The 17,538-nt window shown below is 58.0% G+C and carries 13 protein-coding genes; 11 read left to right on the top strand and 2 right to left on the bottom strand.

Annotation, left to right across the window (positions count from 1 at the left end):
• Positions 1-301 precede the first annotated feature (301 nt).
• On the bottom strand, positions 302-1,510 hold the full coding sequence (locus tag SH410x_RS12675) for an endonuclease/exonuclease/phosphatase family protein (RefSeq protein WP_473676857.1): 1,209 nt from the start codon (positions 1,508-1,510) through the stop codon (positions 302-304).
• Positions 1,511-1,865: 355 nt separating this feature from the next.
• Between SH410x_RS12675 and SH410x_RS12670 the strand changes: the two genes are divergently transcribed.
• Positions 1,866-2,900 (top strand): DUF1573 domain-containing protein, encoded by a 1,035-nt coding sequence (locus SH410x_RS12670; protein WP_473676856.1) that lies wholly within the window; start codon positions 1,866-1,868, stop codon positions 2,898-2,900.
• Between the two features lie 36 nt (positions 2,901-2,936).
• On the opposite strand, the gene SH410x_RS12665 is transcribed toward SH410x_RS12670, so the two are convergent.
• Positions 2,937-4,370, bottom strand: a complete 1,434-nt coding sequence (locus SH410x_RS12665) for a DUF6513 domain-containing protein (protein ID WP_473676855.1) — start codon at positions 4,368-4,370, stop codon at positions 2,937-2,939.
• Between the two features lie 604 nt (positions 4,371-4,974).
• Here SH410x_RS12665 and kdsA point away from each other — a divergent pair.
• The 10 genes from kdsA (at position 4,975) to SH410x_RS12615 (ending at position 17,498) form a co-directional block, all read left to right on the top strand.
• Positions 4,975-5,835, top strand: a complete 861-nt coding sequence (gene kdsA, locus SH410x_RS12660; RefSeq protein WP_473676854.1) for a 3-deoxy-8-phosphooctulonate synthase — start codon at positions 4,975-4,977, stop codon at positions 5,833-5,835.
• A gap of 301 nt (positions 5,836-6,136) precedes the next feature.
• Entirely contained in the window at positions 6,137-7,978 is a 1,842-nt protein-coding gene (locus tag SH410x_RS12655; protein WP_473676853.1) for a tetratricopeptide repeat protein, read from the top strand.
• Between the two features lie 163 nt (positions 7,979-8,141).
• Positions 8,142-8,918 (top strand): TatD family hydrolase, encoded by a 777-nt coding sequence (locus SH410x_RS12650; RefSeq protein ID WP_473676852.1) that lies wholly within the window; start codon positions 8,142-8,144, stop codon positions 8,916-8,918.
• A gap of 10 nt (positions 8,919-8,928) precedes the next feature.
• The gene (locus SH410x_RS12645; protein ID WP_473676851.1) at positions 8,929-10,386 is read left to right on the top strand and encodes a RecQ family ATP-dependent DNA helicase; all 1,458 of its coding nucleotides are present in this window, start codon (positions 8,929-8,931) and stop codon (positions 10,384-10,386) included.
• Between the two features lie 389 nt (positions 10,387-10,775).
• Positions 10,776-10,985 carry a hypothetical protein gene (locus SH410x_RS12640; protein WP_473676850.1) on the top strand — a complete coding sequence of 70 codons (210 nt, stop codon included), beginning with the start codon at positions 10,776-10,778 and terminating at the stop codon, positions 10,983-10,985.
• Between the two features lie 130 nt (positions 10,986-11,115).
• Positions 11,116-12,513 carry a glycoside hydrolase family protein gene (locus SH410x_RS12635; protein ID WP_473676849.1) on the top strand — a complete coding sequence of 466 codons (1,398 nt, stop codon included), beginning with the start codon at positions 11,116-11,118 and terminating at the stop codon, positions 12,511-12,513.
• 479 nt (positions 12,514-12,992) lie between these two features.
• Positions 12,993-13,637: a sigma-70 family RNA polymerase sigma factor gene (locus SH410x_RS12630; RefSeq protein ID WP_473676848.1), complete on the top strand. Its 645-nt coding sequence runs from the start codon at positions 12,993-12,995 to the stop codon at positions 13,635-13,637.
• A complete protein-coding gene (locus tag SH410x_RS12625) occupies positions 13,634-15,196 on the top strand; it encodes a serine/threonine-protein kinase (RefSeq protein WP_473676847.1) in 1,563 nt (520 codons plus the stop codon). The genes SH410x_RS12630 and SH410x_RS12625 overlap by 4 nt, the downstream gene beginning before the upstream one ends.
• Entirely contained in the window at positions 15,112-15,933 is an 822-nt protein-coding gene (locus SH410x_RS12620; RefSeq protein WP_473676846.1) for a tetratricopeptide repeat protein, read from the top strand. The genes SH410x_RS12625 and SH410x_RS12620 overlap by 85 nt, the downstream gene beginning before the upstream one ends.
• Positions 15,930-17,498: a hypothetical protein gene (locus SH410x_RS12615; protein WP_473676845.1), complete on the top strand. Its 1,569-nt coding sequence runs from the start codon at positions 15,930-15,932 to the stop codon at positions 17,496-17,498. Before SH410x_RS12620 ends, SH410x_RS12615 begins: the two co-directional genes overlap by 4 nt.
• Positions 17,499-17,538: the final 40 nt, after the last annotated feature.

Genomic DNA, 17,538 nt, shown 5'->3' with positions numbered 1-17,538 from the left:
GGTCCGCTAAACCTCTGGGGTTGCAATGCTTTTGCATTTCGCCAGTTTTCTTCTGCATCTCCGCCTCCTGCAGACCAGACCCAATTGCCCAGCCTCCCCTCTCCCGCACGCCTCGTGGGGGGAGAGTGCCCCCAGCCTGGGCCTGAGAGATTGCCTCATCGTGCTGCCAATCAAAGGGCGCTGGCAATTGCCGATTGGAACGCGGGCTGACGCTCCCCGAACGCGGGCTGACGCTCCCTGCAGGGAACGCCCGCTCCAACGGGGTGCGGTGGAAGATGTGGGCCCCTCGCGCGTCGCGTGATCACCAGTTGCGCGGTGCCTCGTAGACACTGAACTCCGCCCATACGGGATAGTGGTCGCTGATCTTCAACGCTGTTGCTTGGTCGATCCCGAAGAATCGCTCCAGGTTGAGCACGCCGCTGCGACGCACGAATTCCTCTGTCACGCGTGAGTCGATCAACATGTGGTCGTAGCACTTCGTTTGGCGAGTATTTGTGGGCACGTCACCGATCAGCGAAACCATCCCAGGGATCTGACCGAGTTCACGCAAACCTTTGACATCGACATTGAGGTCACCCAGCAAGAGGAAGTCATCTTCGCCTTCGGTTTGGTACCCATAGTTGCGCACGCTTTGAAATACGTCGTCGAGCACGTTCAACTCGTTGTCGGGTGTGTCCCCTTTCACTTCATCGGGGTCTGTGTGGACGTTGATCAAGGTAAACCGGAACGGCAGGCGGGAATCCACCGGCGCCACTCGCGTCTGGAAGCTCGCCACCATCGGCTCGCGGTGCATCCGGTCATCGGGATCACCCACCAAGTAGTCGGAGTGCTCGATTACGTCGATGCGATCCTGATCCCAGAAGTAGCTATAGCATTCTTTCTGAGAAGTTCGGCCCACCGGCGGCCCATGGATAGCTCGATACCTCCCGCCCTGACGCGAGATTTCGCTGAGCAAGCCTTGGATGGGGACCTGAGGGTCTCCGCGAATCTCTTGCACGGCGATCACATCAAACTGCAAGAGGATTGTGGCGAGTTGCTGCATCACCTCCGGCTTACGCGACTTGCTCTCGCCGAAGACCTGGATGTTGAAGCTGGCGATTCGAATCGCGGTCTGGGACTTTCCCTGCGATGTCGGCGCCGGTGCGGCGACCAGCCCCTCTTGCGGGACGCCTCGCGACGGGACGTTTTCCAAGGGCGGGCGAGGTGCGGCAAACCCGGCGGGTTGTAGCGGCGAATGGGTCGCACTGACCGATGCGGCGATCGGGTCGTCGTAGACCGGTGGCTCCGTACCCCGAAACTTGTCGAGCGACGTCAGACTGACCTGGCCCGTGAGGGCGCTGAGAATCGCCATGACCACGCCCGACACCGTCAGGCTGGGCGTGAACCATCGAATCAGCGGAACACCCGACGAGCGCCCGCCCGAGCTCTTTCTGCCCAACAGAGTCGACCACAACCACTTAATCACATTGGCATCCTTGCCGGCATGTGGCCGCTGACGCCCATCGTCCAATCGATGAGCCTGGCTATGCGGGGCCTGACGATCTACCCCAGATCAGCCGGGCACTCGCAATCGGATTAGAAACAGCGGTCCACGTGAGTGCCACGATTAGCCAATCACGCGAGGGACTCGCAAGAGGAATCGCCCCCAAGTCGCTCCCGATCCAATCCGACATCCCCCTAGAATCACGCTGGCCTGACTTAGCGGATTAGGAAAGCAAAGGATTCTGCGAGATTTGCACAATTTTGGTCGGGCTGACTTGCCTCTACAAAAAGCGCCGGTAGGATTGACTTACACGTTGGATCATGAACGAGTACAACGCCCCGCCAGCCACCTATTTTACCCAGTCTCCCGGAGGAGACCCGTGATGTTTCGTTTTTCGAAGACGCTGCCCGGCACAGGACCGCTCGCCAGCACTGCGGTTGCTGTTTTCTTTGCTCTGTCTCCGCTAGCTGCTAAGGCGGACTGGACAGACAAGGCCTTTCCGGTCAAGTCTCACGATTTCGGTACGGTTGCCGTCGCGTCGAAGACGGAGTTTTCGTTCCCAATCGTGAACACGACGGGGAGCGAGATGCACATTCGCGAGGTGCGGACGAGCTGTGGTTGCACGACACCGACCCTGTCTTCGAACTACATTCCCGCTGGTGGCCAGGGGACGTTGCTCGCTCGTTTTAATACGCCGACGTTCCGGGGCAAGAAGGGAGCGACACTTACGGTTGTCATCGACAAACCCGTTTACAGCGAAGTTCTGTTGAAAGTCGACGGATACATTCGCAGCGATATGGTGTTCCATCCTGGAAGTGTCGAGTTCGGCACGGTCCATCAAGGCGAATCCCAAACCGGCAGCACTAAGATTTTTTATGCGGGACGCGGCGATTGGCAGGTCGTTGATGTTCGCGCTAACCAGCCCTGGTTAATTCCGACCTTCAAACAGATCGAGCGAGCCGCTGGTAAGGCCACCTACGAATTGACGGTCCAGGTCCGAGAGGATGCTCCAGAGGGGTTTTTCCAAGATGAAGTGATCGTGCAAACGAACGATCGCAGCATGCCCCGCGTGCCGTTACAGGTTTCCGGCAATGTCGTGACGGCGCTGACCGTGTCCCCGCAATCGATCGCCTTGGGCAGCGTCCATTCAGGGCAAGAGATCTCGCAGCGACTCGTTCTCAAGGGCCGTGAACCCTTTGCGATCAAGTCGATCGACTGCGCCGGCTGGGACGTCCAGTTTGAAAATGATGGTAGTGAAAAGAAGGTTCACATCGTCAACATGACGCTCAAACCAACCGCAGCTCAAGGCGCTCAGCGGGCCTCCCTTGTGATCACCACGGCCGGCGACGAAGGGATGACCGCCAAAGCGATCCTGACGGCCGACGTTCAAACCGAGCACGTCGCGGCGATCGAATAGGCAGCTGTAAAACGAACGAATGCGACGTCGCGCGGGCTATTTTTTCTGGTGGCGGGATTTTCGCGGGATGCGATGGCGGGGCTCGTCGACCGTCAAATGGCCCCAGTCCAACGCCTGATCTTGTTCGTATTGTTTGCCCAACTGGATCGCGATTTTCGCTTTGGCGAGTTCCGAGCCGAGGTAGAACGCATGCGAAACGTCGACATTGTCTGATTGAGGCCGTGTTAGCAACTCGCTCATCATGGCGAAGGGGTCGTCGCCACGCAGATGCACGCCCGCACTGATCATGTGAATGACGCCATCCTGGGCCAAGATGCGGTAGTTGTTGTCGCGGATGCCCGCGGTCAGTGCTTCGATGGCCTCATTCGAGTACGGACGCAGTTTGGCATCGCGGAGCATGACGAGTTGATCCGAAAGGTTTTTCGGGGGCGTGCCATCGGCAATGCTATGGTGCACCAACCGGCGGGCAAGATCACATTCTTTGATTGATGTTCGCGCCCAATTGATCACCTGGGTCGTCAACACACTCTTAATGCCCCATTCCTCACAGAGTGCAAGCAGGAGCAAGTTCACTCCCGCGGAATCCACATCCGTCAGTTCCGTTAGATTTCCAATGCCCATCATCATCGCGTGATCGGGATACCGCTCGCGGATCCGGGCATAGCGGATGATGGATTGGCCGAACCCCGAGCCGATCGGTTCGAGAATGGGATCGAGACGCATCGGGACCTTGTGCCGTTCCAGAAACTCGACCGTGTCGTCCAGAGACTGCAAGTCATCCGGCGTGTCGGGAATTGCAACGACTTCGCAGCCCCAGTCGATTGCCGCTTCGCGATTGGAGGAATTCACCGAGAGCACCAGCGAGGCGCCAGCGGCGATCGCAGCGCGTGCCTCCCACCCGTCAAAAGTGTCGATGCTGACACGGTGCCCCGCGCCGACAAGGGCGGCAACATAATCGCCAATCAAGGGGCAGGGCCGTCCCGGATCACAGCCGACGTCGATCCGGTCCGATCCGTCGCGACGAAGTTCCGCAGCGATGCGGACGACTTCGTCCACGCTCAGACGCGGCGCATGATTGATTTCCGCGATGATCTCGATGGAGTATGCCGAGAGATCAACCTCGCGAATTTTCCCGCCCAGCCAGGCATCGATATCACGGCAATCTTTCGGCCCACAAACAATTCGATCGGGGGCGAGTTTCGCGATTTCCGCTAACCGCGATCGCCACGTGACATCCGGTGTGGCGGGGTCACTTGGGTCATCGAGTACGGCTTCGCAAAATCCGGGCAAGATCACGTGAGTGGTCCCGTCCGGCACGGCAAGGTGCCTCGTCAACCATTTGGGAGTGATCAGCGCCGCGACGGTGATCGGGGTCACCTGCACGCTGTGTTCAAACCCATGTCGCTCCGCAACCTCCCCCGCCACACCGCGCAGCGCGATCTCAGCAAGCCGCCCCGTGACGAAATGCAAATGAGATTCAGGCGAGAGGGGAGGCGGTGGGTTCAGGGTTCAGGGTTCAGGGTTCAGGGTTCAGGGTTCAGGGTTCAGGGTTCAGGGTTCAGGGTTCAGGGTTCAGGGTTCAGGGTTCAGGGTTCAGGGTTCAGGGTTCAGGGTTCAGGGTTCAGGGTTCAGGGTTCAGGGTTCAGGGTTCAGGGTTCAGGGTTCAGGGTTCAGGGTTCAGGGTTCAGGGTTCGGGGTTCGGGGTTCGGGGTTCGGGGTTCGGGGTTCGGGGTTCGGGGTTCGGGGTTCGGGGTTCGGGGTTCGGGGTTCGGGGTTCGGGGTTCGGGGTTCGGGGTTCGGGGTTCGGGGTTCGGGGTTCGGGGTTCGGGGTTCGGGGTTCGGGGTTCGGGGTTCGGGGTTCGGGGTTCGGGGTTCGGGGTTCGGGGTTCGGGGTTCGGGGTTCGGGGTTCGGGGTTCGGGGTTCGGGGTTCGGGGTTCGGGGTTCGGGGTTCGGGGTTCAGGGGGGCGGACGCGATCGTGCCTGCCGCCTAAGATACCCATAATTCGCTCACATGATTAGCACAAGCGACTCTCTAACCCTCACCCACTCCCTCCCACTCTGCTCTGCTCCCCCATGCTTGCTTCGGTTGGTAAATACCTGTGCGGCGATTCTCAGCCGCTGCTCTTGATTGCGGGTCCGTGCGTCTTGCAGACCCGTGAGATTGCTTTGGAAATTGGCGAGACATTGGCTCGGCTGAACGAGCGTTCCGATGTCAACGTGGTTTTCAAGGCATCGTTTGATAAAGCGAACCGCACCAGTTTGGCGGCTCAACGAGGACCTGGCATTGACGCTGGGCTGCGGTTGCTCGAAGCGGTCAGGGCCGACAGTGGATTGCCCGTGACGACCGATATTCACCTTCCCGAGCAAGCGGCGGCGGCGGCGGAGGTTTGTGAGCTCTTGCAAATCCCTGCGTTCCTGGCCCGACAAACCGATTTGCTGGTCGCCGCTGCCAAGACGGGACGGTGCGTCAACGTGAAAAAGGGCCAATTCATGGCCCCCTCGGACATGCGCTACGTCGTCGACAAACTTCGCGGCAGCGGGGTTTCGCAAACAGCGGGCGTGAAAACGGACGAGCAAGCCACTGCCGGAAAGATACTGGTTTGCGAACGCGGCACCTTTTTCGGCTACGGACGCTTGGTCAATGACATGCAGTCGATTCCCATCATGCGGGCACTGGGGGTTCCTGTCGTCTTCGACGCGACCCACAGCGTGCAGCAGCCCGGCGGCTTGGGGGGCGCAACAGGCGGAAATCGGGAAATGGTTGAACCTTTGGCTCGTGCAGCCGTAGCGATCGGGTGTGATGCGCTGTTTTTTGAGACCCATCCGCAACCGGAAACATCACCGAGCGACGGCCCGAACATGATCCCACTGGATCAGTTCAGCGGGTTGGTTGACCGGTTGCTGCGGCTGCGAGAGACAGTCGCAGAACTATGAATAGCCTCCGAGCTTTGTAGCTACGCTCGCCAGAGCATGGCTTAGAAGCACAATCGATCAAGTCATTACGTATACACGCGTGGGCATGGCCCCGTACACGTTCGCCCAACGCGGCCCTTTTGGGGATGTGGTTTGGCGAATCATGCCCAATGATTTTTTGATGTGCCGAATCGAGGTAGCGTGGCCGAATGGACACTTTTTATCTTTGCTCACCGCCTGGCGACGGTAGCGACTTCTCCCCGATTAAGCGGCTTGGGACTTGCGTCCTACCGCTTCCCTTCTGACCTTGTTTAGCGTGCTGATGCGATCGACCGTTTCCTCCCCATGCATGATGTTCGTGGCGTGTTGCCTCGCTGCTTGCCTCACTGGTTGCCACGACGATTCGAAGCAGATGCAGCGGGTTTTGGCCCAGCGTCAAGTCGCGGTGCAGGAGCAATCGCAGCAGGACCATTTGGGCGAAACCGTCTCGCTACTGAACCAATACGTTGAGCTCAACGAGGATCGAGCACGCCAACAGATCGCCTATCACCTCAATCAATGGCTCCGGGCGAATGCGGGTCAGGACGCCGTGGCCAACGCCGATGCCCCGGCGATTTCCAAAACACTCGATGGGTTGATGGATCCAGAACTGCTCGTTGACGCCCTCTCACGATCTGAATTCACCGTTGAGGACGTGCCGCTGCTGCGAGATGCGAATCTCTACCGGCATGTCGTCGGCTGGATCGATACACCGCTGCGGGATGACCCCATCCATTCGCAATGGTTGGCGGGATTGCGAGCGGCGGCGAGCGACGCTGGTGGTGAGCCAGGCGATCGCGAGCCCACCTCCCCGCTGACGATCAGTGAAATTGACCAATTGCAAACAGCGATGAGGCTGTTCGACTGGACAACCCGTAACATCGCACTCGAGCCGGTCGAGATGCCCGTGCCGCCACAGGTTCCCGTGCCTGCGATGCCACCGGGAATACCGTTTGAAGGCCCCGGATTTCGCCAAACCGACTATCAGACGCTGTGGCGAGGTCGAGGCGACTGGCTGCAGCGATGTGGCGTTTTCACTCAATTATGCCTGCAAGCGGGTATCCCAACGGCTGTCCTGGCGACCCAGTCCGATGAGACCGGTACGCGAGATCCGTGGTCCGTCGGCGCGCTTATCGGTGAGCACATCTTCTTGTTCGAACCTCGCTTGGGCCTGCCTATCCCCGGCCCGGACCAAGTCGGTGTCGCGACGTTGGCCCAGGCGCGGAAGGACCCTTCCGTGATGCGGCGACTCAATGTTGCTGGCTACTTCGATTATCCGTTGTCGCAATCGGATATTGCTCAAAATGTGGCGCTGCTGAACCTGCGTCCCGAGACCCTCTCGGCGCGGATGAAGAAGCTGGAATCAGGTTTGACGGGCGATCGTCGCATGGTGCTGTGGGTCGACGCTGACAATTGGGCGAAACGCTTCGATGCCGTGCCCGGGATCGCCGACGTGCGGATTTGGGAGATGCCCACGCTCGCGGAAATCTACGCGCGGGGAATGGCCATGATGGCTGATCGAGACCCCGCTTTCGCATTCTGGTATCGTTCGCGTTTCGCAGTCCTCGAGGCTTCGGGATCTCAAGACAACAATCTCGCGCTCGGTCGTTGGCGGCATCTCACCGGTCAGTTTGTGGATGACGAAATTGCCGGTATCGAAGGCGCGCGGACACACTATCTCGAACAACGCGCCCCTGAGTATGAAATCGATGACTTGCGGATCAACGTCAAGCTGCAAAATGAATACGGGCTGCGCCGTGAACTAGGCATGGACCCCGCCGAGTACGATGCCCGACTGCAACAGATGCAGACCTTCATGCGATTAGGAAAACGCACCGCGACCTACTGGCTGGCGCTGCTGCAGTACGATGACGGTCGATTCGAGACCGCCAATAACTGGTTCACCAAACGTGTGCTCGACGACGAACAACAGTCCTACTGGCACGATGCCGCCGTCTATAACGCAGCCCGGGCGAGCGAAGCCGATGGCGACATCGCCGAAGCCATTGCGACGCTGAAGACGGATCAAAGTGTTTCCAATTTCGGCAATCGGCTGCGAGCTAGGTTGTTGGATAAATTGGAATCGTCTGATACGCCAGTCGACGAGGACGAATCGAGCGAGTGAGGATCGCGAGTTCGGTTTGCGCCGTCGGTCCGGCGCCACATGGATACGATCGCGGTGATAACTCGATCCCATCGACCTGCTCCACGATCAACATCGTTCCTCGCAACTTTCGCCGAGCGATAGGCCACCACCAATTCCCGATCGAGCCCAACGCAGTTTACACATGACCCTCCGCCTGTTTGACACCCACGCGCACCTGAACTCAGACATCTTCGAGGGCGCGGTCGATGATGTTGTCGGTCGTGCTCGCGAGCATGGCGTGCAACACATTGCTGTGATCGGAATTGACGCCGCGACGAGTCGCCGTGCGTGCGAGCTCGCAGCGCTGCATCCGGGATACTTGCACGCCGTCGTCGGGATCCAACCCAACTCCGCCGCCGAGGCCGCACCGGATGATTTTGCACTGATCGAGGAGCTGATCTCGCGTCAGGGTGTCGTCGGTATCGGCGAAACGGGCTTGGATTGCTACTGGGATGATACACCGATCGCGATGCAACATGAGTTCTTCCAGCGGCACCTGGATCTGGCCGTGCGTGCGGATCTCCCCGTCGTGATTCATATGCGTGAGAGTGCGGACCTAATCATCGGCCAACTCCGCGAACAATCTCAACGACCCGCCGCCGTCATGCATTCCTTCACCGGTAACATGGACGAGGTGCGGCAGTGCCTCGACTTGGGGCTGATGATTAGTTTCGCGGGTATGGTGACGTTCAAAAAGAGCGACGATCTACGCGAAGTCGCCGCCTTCGTGCCCGAAGATCGTCTTCTCGTTGAAACAGACGCCCCGTATTTGTCGCCCGAACCGCTGCGCGGCCGACGGCCGAATGAGCCCGCGCGAGTCGAGCACACCCTGCGCTGCCTGGCCAACACGCGGGGCGTGACCGCAGAACATCTCGCGGATGTGACAAGCGAAAACGCGATGCGTTTCTTCAAGCTGTAGAGAACAACCGATGCAGCAAGCCCAAGAGATTCTGCGCAAGTATTTCGGTTACGAGTCGTTTCGCGCCCGCCAGGCGCAGATCATCGACCACGTCACCGCTGGCCGCCATGCAATGGTGGTGATGCCGACCGGTGGTGGTAAATCGCTATGCTTCCAAATCCCAGCCCTGAGGGCGAAGCCCGGTGACGGTGATCTGACGTTGGTATTGTCGCCATTGGTGGCATTGATGCAGGACCAAGTCGATTCGCTGCGAGCTCGCGGGGTGGACGCGACCTTGATCAATTCTTCCCTGGATCGCGCGGCTCGTTTGCAACGGCAGCAAGAGTTGACCGCAGGCAAGTACCGGTTGCTCTACGTGACCCCAGAACGGTTTCGCAAGACCGAGTTCCTGGAAATGATCGGGACGCGAAACGTACGCTTGCTGGCGATTGACGAGGCGCACTGCGTCAGTCAGTGGGGACACGATTTTCGTCCTGATTACAGTCGCATCGCGGAGATTCGCCAACGGCTCGGAAACCCGACCACCATTGCACTGACCGCCACGGCAACGGCGGAATGCCGCGACGATATCTACTCGCAAATGGGCATCGATGCCGCCGATATCGAACTCTTTCACGACGGTATTGATCGCCCGAATCTATCCATGGAGGTCGAGTCGGTGGTCGATGAGGACGAGAAGTTCGAGCATTTGATTTCGGCACTGCGAGATCCCGAGATTTGGAACGCACCGAACCACCAATCCGGCGGCACGATCGTCTATTTCTCGCTGATCAAAACGCTCGAGCGATTCAGTGATCGATTGCGGACGGCCGGCATCGACCACGTGAATTACCACGGTGATCTCTCCCGCCATCAACGCCGCTCCATGCAGAATGCATTCATGCGCGGTGACGTCGACACGGTGCTCGCGACGCCAGCCTTCGGGATGGGCGTGGACAAGGAAGACATTCGTTTGATCGTGCATGCCGAGACACCGGGCTCGATCGAGTCGTACTACCAAGAGGTCGGTCGCGCCGGTCGCGATGGTCAACCGAGTCGTTGTGTGTGGCTCTACGATCAAGCCGATTTGATGACTCAGATGCAATTCATCGCCTGGGCAAACCCGGACGCCGGTTTCTACGATCGCCTGCTGCATTGCCTCACCGAGGATGCCGAGCGCTGCCAGGCGTATGGGCTCGATTGGCTCAACCGGAAACTCCAACGCGTCAGCCCCCATGACCATCGCCTGGAAACCGCCCTCGCCATGCTCGACCGCCACAACGTCGTCGCCGGCCCCCGAACACCGCAGTGCTTTCAGCTAGTCGGCGAACTCTCGCCAGAAATCTTCGGCGACGAAGTCCTGCAAGAAAAAACACGCCGTGATCAACAACGCCTCTACGCCATGGTGGAGTTTTCCAGAACGCCCAGCGACCAACGGCAAGCCTTCTTGAACGAATATTTCATGGGCAACACGCAGTGCATTCGCTGAAGCGGACGCCTCCCATCGCCATCTCGCCCTAGCTCAGCGACTACCGAATCAACTTGGCCGCCAATCAACTGGCCGCCAATCAGAGCAACCGATCAGGATCGTTTAGGCTCAACTGCATGCATCTCTGCATTTTGTTGACCCCGAAGGACGAACTGGTATGATGTGGTGCGGTCGGGCGGTCTAATTTCTCGTCCCGACGGGATCAACGCTCCCCCCCAGGAAATGAGGGATCGTCGGCTCGGCGACGTCAACCGAAACGGTTTTTAATAAAATATTTCGGAACTTCTTGTCTGGCGATGGAGTCTCAGCCCGCGTCGCTGGCCGCGCGACGGCGAAGGGACACGCACCCTCGCAAGCTAGATATTGTATTGTAGCGTTGTCGCCAAGCGATGAGATCTGCGGACGGTGATGCTCAGCAAATCGGCCTTGAGTTTCATCCGGAGATCACCCGAGCGGCCGACACCCCGCTGTTTCCGGTGCTGCTGGAATCGTTGACGGGATTTGTTGGTTTTGAGCAGGAGGAAAAATGTCGGAATGATTCGAATCGCAGTCAACGAGCAATCCTTGCCCACGAACCGATTGTTAAAGCGACACCGTGAGCAGAACACTGGTCGCGCTCCCGTGGAGATGAAATCGTCCTTGCGGTACAGCACACCCCAAAAGATTCAGCAAATCGAATCGTGGTGCACTGAGCCACTTTCAAACCTCCCTTCCCCTGTGAGATTCCTCATGCCCCACTACCTTTCCGCATTATTGGTTTCGTTGCTTTTGGCCAGCGTCACCATCGCCGACGATGTGCTCGTTCCGACCGTGCAGGGCCCGTGGATTCGCATTGCGGGTAATCCTGACCTCGGTGAATACACAGGTTCGAATCAACAGCCGGTCGACTTTGCAGTCTGGCAGGCAGCGGACGGAACCTGGCAAGCATGGTCGTGCATTCGACGCACGAAGTGTGGCGGCAACACGCGGCTATTTCATCGCTGGGAAGGAAAAAACCTGACTCAGCAAGATTGGAAACCGATGGGCATTGCGATGGAATCGGATCCATCGGTCGGCGAAGTCTCCGGCGGGCTGCAGGCACCGCACGTCGTCCGCGAAGGGGGACAGTTTCACATGTTCTACGGAGACTGGAACAATATTTGTCATGCCGTAAGTGATGACGGTAAGCTGTTCCAACGTGTTATCCAACCCTCGGGGAAGACCGCCATGTTCACAGAAGGGGACGGCACAAACACTCGTGATGTAGCCATGCTGAAAGTCGGGGACGTCTGGCATGCCTACTACACGGCATATCCAAATGATCAAGGAGCCGTTTACGTTCGGACCACGAAAGACTTCAAAACCTGGAGCGACTCGACGACCGTCTCGTTCGGAGGTCTCACGACAACGGGGAAGTTCTCTGCGGAGTGCCCGCACGTTGTGCAGCGAAACGGGCAATTCTACCTCTTTCGTACTCAGCATTATGGAACCAACGGAATTTCCACGGTGTATCATTCGGACGATCCCAAGATGTTCGGAATTAACCAGGACGAACGATACTTGGCAACGCGTTTGGCTGTCGCTGCACCGGAGATTATCCATCATAACGATGAGGACTTCATTGTCGCGTTGACGCCGGAACTCGATGGGTTGCAGATCGCTCGGTTGAAATGGTTGCCGAAGCCGACGCTCGGCGAGCCGCTATGGTCGCTTGATGACGCGAGCGTGCGTGCAGGGTGGAAAATCGAATCGGGAAATCTCCCCGGCCCCTTCACGAATTCGAAGCGAAGTGATTTCAACTCGTTGCATGACTACTTCGTGAGTACCTCCGAGCTCCAAAAAGGTTTCGACGACTCGCGTATCGGCCAAATTCGGTCGCCGGATTTCGAGGTGACTGAGGCGTCCTACTACGTGACGATTTCCGGTGGCGCCGACAAGAGGCTCTACCTTGCGCTCATCGATTCCGTAACCGGAAGCGAAGTAATGCGGGTGCAAAACGCGTCGGACTCCAATTTCCTTCGATCTCACTTGATCCAGACGGACCAGCTAATCGGACGTCGCCTATTCCTGCGGATCGTTGATCAATCCAAGGAAGGCTGGGGCCATTTCAACTTCGGCGGACTGTACACGGTCCAGGACGCCTTATGACAAAATCATTGGACATTTGAGGTGCGCCTCAAAAGAGCAGATACAGAGGGACATAGCACTTCAAGAGATATAGAGCAGATACAGGGGGACATAGCACTTCAACGGGGGCGATACCAACGAGCCCCCGCAGCTCCCCGAGGACTCGAATCTTCCACGCGGCCCCGTCTTCATCGCAGGTCGGCAACGACGAGGAAACAGTTCGGTATCGCTCAGCAACTCATTCTTTCCCAGTTTTTGCGTGACAATCCATCGTCAATCCAGTCTAATATGCAGAAGGTTTTGCATTCACTCCGCAAGCAGTCCTGGTGACATTGCCACTGGCAATGAGACGCAACCCATTGCTGTGGGAGTAGTTACGAGAGTTCTGGATTTTCAAAACGTCGCGAGACGCCCAGCAATTTTGACTGCGTGAAGCACGTGGCTTTTACGATGACCGGGAACCGCTTTTCATGCCAAGCCAACTGTGCCAGGGATTATTTTTGGATACGCCCCCAAAAAACTCCGATTACACGAACGTCGATAGTCTGCTGAAAGCCGCCCAAGCGGGTGACGCGGCGGCTCTGAGCACGCTGTTCGGGTTGTACCAAAACTACATGAGATTATTGGCGGCCTCGCAGATCCGTGCTCGCCTACGCGTGCGGGCGAGTGAATCGGATGTCGTCCAAGAAACTTTGTTGAACGCGGCTCGCGGTTTCTCCGAATTTCGCGGCACCACGGGAGGCGAGTTTGTTACCTGGCTGAGGGCGATCCTGACGCGAAGAATCCAGACGTTGATCCAAACGCATGTTGACGCTCAGGTTCGTGATGTCCGGAGGGAAGTTTCTCTCGAGGCCGTCGGCAACTGCATGGACCAGTCCTCCATCCGACTCGAAACGGTTCTCGTCGCAAATGACCCTTCCGTTGGGGCGCAACTGGCCGACCACGAGCGTAGCGCTCGTGTCGCCAATGCGTTGGCACAGTTGAGTGAGGACCATCGCGAAGTATTGATGCTGCGGAGCATCGAAGGCTTGGACTTCCCCGAAGTCGCCGAGCGGATGGAGCGGTCCCATGGAGCGGTGCGGATGCTGTGGCTGCGGGCGGTCGAAGCATTGCGAGACACACTCGACGTGGAGAAGGAACGATGATTCTGGAGCATGCCACGACGGATGAACGACTGCTGATCCTTCTCGATGAGTATCTGCAGCGTCGTTCGGCCGGCGCGATCTCGCACCGCGACTTCCTCGTCGAGTGCGAGCATCGCTACGCAGACAATTCAGTTGCTGAGCGGTTACCGGGGTTGCTCGCCAGTCTGGACGCGCTTCATGGATTTTCACCGGAATGCGATTTCCCGGCTGCCGCGGCGAATTGGGAAAGTCTGGTCGCCCGGAAAATTGGCGATTTTGAAGTCCGGCGTGAGATCGGTCGTGGCGGAATGGGGATCGTCTACGAAGCACGACAGATTTCCCTCGATCGAATTGTCGCTTTAAAAATCCTGCCGACTTCGGTCACGTTGGATCAGCAACAGATCGCGCGATTCATGATCGAGGCACAAGCCGCCGGTGGCCTACACCATCCGAATATCGTGCCGATCTACGGGGCAGGTGTCGAGGAGGGGGTCCATTGCTACAGCATGCCGTTGATTCATGGACGCTCGCTCGATGAGTTCATTTATGACGAGCCACTCGAGATCCCGCGTGCCATCCGCTGGACCCTGCAGGCTGCTGAGGCGCTCGACCACGCGCACCGTTACGGTGTGATTCATCGAGACATCAAGCCCTCCAACTTGATCGTTGACCAAGATAGCAAACTCTGGGTGACCGATTTCGGATTGGCGCGTTGCCGCCAAACCAGCGAAGGTGACCGGAGTGGAATTACAGGGAGTGGTGCGATCGTCGGCACGCTTCGCTACATGAGCCCGGAGCAGGCGACAGGCAATCCCGCGCTCGTGGATCATCGCAGCGACATTTATTCACTAGGCGTCACGCTCTGCGAGATGTTGCGTGGAGAACGCTTCAACGGGGGGGATCACGCCCATGTGCGACGTCTCAATCCGCTTGTTTCGCGTGACCTGGAAACCGTACTGATCAAGACGTTGGCGGCCGAACCGGTGGAGCGTTACCTCACCGCGAGCGACCTCGCCGAAGACCTGCGGCGTGTGCTGGCGGGGCACCCCATTCTCGCTCGACGACCGTCGCTCGCCGATCGGATGACGAAATGGACGCTGCGCCACCGCCGTAGCGTTGCCGTTTCCGCCGCCGCGGTGATGCTCGCATTGGTAATGTCAATGTTGGCGATGGCCAAGTTTGCACAGCAAAAGACAGCCCTTGAATCGGCGTTGCTGCAGTCCGATCGAAATCTTTCTGCCGCCGATCGAAATCTTCAACGAGCCAATACCAATTTCCGGCACACTCGAGAGGTGCTCGATCACTTTGGGCTGACGGCAGCCGAACGACTGCGGGGTATCGCCGGCGCGGAATTATTGCGTGAGGAACTCGTCGGTGACTTGCTGACATACTATGAAAGGTTTGCCGACGATATCGGATCGGCTGATGAACTTCAACACGAGCTGGCGCAGACCCATCTTCGTGCCGCAAAAATCATCGAGGAGGTCGGCGCGCCTTGGCGACCTACGAACGGGCTTTTGAAATCTTGGTCGATTTGCCTTCGTCGCCGTCTAGCGACCACGATATTGCACACTGCCTGAACAGCATCGCAATATTGCACGCCGAACACGGAGAAACCGCTGAGGCGGAATCGATCTATCAGGACGCGATTCACCGACTCACGGACCTGGATCGTCCCGAAACCCTGGCGACCGTACGTGGCAATCTCGGATTGCTGTTCTCATCAATGAATCGTAACGAACACGCAAAACATGAACTTGAACTCGCCCTCGACGGACTCCCGGAGGAAGCGGGTGGCGATCCATCGATAACGCTGATTCGGGCAATGCTTTGGAACAACCTGAGTCATCTCTGGCAAGACGATGATCTTGAACAGTCACTCGTGCTGAACCAAAAAGCAATTGAGGCACTCCGTGGCGTCAGCGTCCCGCTTGCCCGCCAAAACACTAAGCACGCTGGGAGCTTACTCCACGAAATCATGCGTGCCTTGGCGATGAGTCTAAGCAACCAAGCTTCGCTCCTGACCCGTTTGGAGCGACCCGACGACGCGATCGCCGCCTACGAGGAATCGGTCAAGCATTTCCGTGACCTCATCGAAGTGATGCCGATGACCGTTCCCTATGCGGAAGAACTCGCAATCACCTATAATAATTTTGGTCGCTTGCTGCACCAGCAGACACGCGACGAAGAAGCTCGTCACGCCATGATCCAAGCCCGCAATCTAATGCAATCGCTCGTCCAGCGTCGTCCCGGTGAGCCCCGGTATCACGAGGCATTGGCGGGCATGCAGCAAAACGTAGAAAGGTTCGCACCGTGAATCACACACGCATCCTGCGTTTCGAGGTGATGGAGCCTCGGATCGCGCTGACCGCCAACGCGTCCGCGTTGTCCCCGGATATGCAGGGCGACGCCTCGGCCAATGGTCTCGACACGGCACAGGCTCAAGGCATGCTGGAACAAATCGGCCAATCTCGGGCCGAAACTTCTGCCATCCAATCAATCACTCCGCCGATGAACGAGTTGGGCGATACCCCCGTCGTTCGATTTCGCGTCGAAATTCGTGACTTGCAAGACCAACTCGTCGAGGCTGTACAAGCCGGAGGCGAGTATCTCGCCAAAATTTTCGTGCAAGATATGCGTGATCTGACGTCCGATAATCCAGCCGACATTGGCAATGGCGGATTGTATCAAGCCTGGGTGGATTTGGAGTTCAGCGAGAATCTTCAGCCGACGGGAAGCGTTCGAGTGAATGAAGCTTTCTCATGCAGGACACTCGACGCGGAAATTGACGGGTCGTCCCTGCGAAATCTGGGCGGAGTCGCGTCGAACGTGACTCCATTCGGAGGTGCTGAGCAATTCTTTTTGGAGGCTCCTTTCGTGGTGGGCAGCACGGACGCGCCGGTTCATATCCAAGTCGTTCCGGCTACCTGGGAACGTGACCCGGTTTTGCTATTCGGCTCTAGCGACGCGGTTCCCACTCCAAACATCACCTCGCCCGCATTCGATCTGCCCAGTGCGACGAACGTCAACTCGGGTGACCGCACAGCCCCTCCGTTGTTGGATCCGCCCGCCGATTCCTCAGCGGAGCTTCCGGCATCGACACCGCCCGCTAATGCATTGCCAAATTCGGGAGACGGTTCCCACGAGGCAACGTCGGATGACAATTCCGTTGCGCTAGTTTCCTACACCCCTTTCTTTCGTGATGACGATCCCAACGCCCATTGGCAACGGCGAGACAAGGATGACTGGTGGCGATCGAAACGCGGCGAAGACGAGAGAAATCACACAGACGACTGGAACGAAATCGATTGGCCCGACGAAGGCGGCAAAACGCTGGGTGCGAAATCGGTGGACCGAGATGATTCATCGTCCGTCGATGACACGGACTCTGATGAAGAGGGGGCAGAAGAGGACCGTGACCAACGGCAGTCCAAGCACGCAGGTTTGTTCTACGACGAGGCATTGTTCTTGGAGGGCGCGCTCGTGGAGACATTCAAATCAAAGTTTCGGCTGCAACTCCAAGTCTTCAGCCCGCAACGGGACGCTGACGAAATCGAATCCGATGCCAACAATCACGCCACACCTCAGCGAGATGGGTTTATCGATATCGCTGCAATTTTGACGCCCAAACAACACACCAGGCCGTGGCAAGATAGCGTTGATGAAGCTATCGCTGGCAATCAAGAATCCCCGTCGCCAGAATACCGCGGACCGGCTATCAATTGGGGGATGATTGGCCCCTTGCCGGGAACTGCGGATACACATCCACAAAGCAAGCAAGCGGAAGCCAATCAGAAGCTCCCCGATCAACGCATCCCGCTGGCGATGAACCAACCAGTCACCCCTTCTTCAGAAGACGGACTGCCACCGACCGTTCGATAGCGGAGCGGCATTAAAAAAAGCGTGGTAGCCCAGTTGGACC

Source organism: Rhodopirellula sp. SH410, assembly GCF_055811895.1.
This window is presented reverse-complemented; position numbering and strand designations above follow the sequence as displayed.

Bases quoted from the DNA above. Each gene is read 5' to 3' on its own strand.
- SH410x_RS12645 (WP_473676851.1), top strand. From the start codon at position 8,929: ATGCAGCAAGCCCAAGAGATTCTGCGCAAGTATTTCGGTTACGAGTCG.
- SH410x_RS12655 (WP_473676853.1), top strand. From the start codon at position 6,137: ATGCGATCGACCGTTTCCTCCCCATGCATGATGTTCGTGGCGTGTTGC.
- SH410x_RS12635 (WP_473676849.1), top strand. From the start codon at position 11,116: ATGCCCCACTACCTTTCCGCATTATTGGTTTCGTTGCTTTTGGCCAGC.
- SH410x_RS12640 (WP_473676850.1), top strand. From the start codon at position 10,776: ATGAGATCTGCGGACGGTGATGCTCAGCAAATCGGCCTTGAGTTTCAT.
- kdsA (WP_473676854.1), top strand. From the start codon at position 4,975: ATGCTTGCTTCGGTTGGTAAATACCTGTGCGGCGATTCTCAGCCGCTG.
- SH410x_RS12650 (WP_473676852.1), top strand. From the start codon at position 8,142: ATGACCCTCCGCCTGTTTGACACCCACGCGCACCTGAACTCAGACATC.
- SH410x_RS12670 (WP_473676856.1), top strand. From the start codon at position 1,866: ATGTTTCGTTTTTCGAAGACGCTGCCCGGCACAGGACCGCTCGCCAGC.
- SH410x_RS12625 (WP_473676847.1), top strand. From the start codon at position 13,634: ATGATTCTGGAGCATGCCACGACGGATGAACGACTGCTGATCCTTCTC.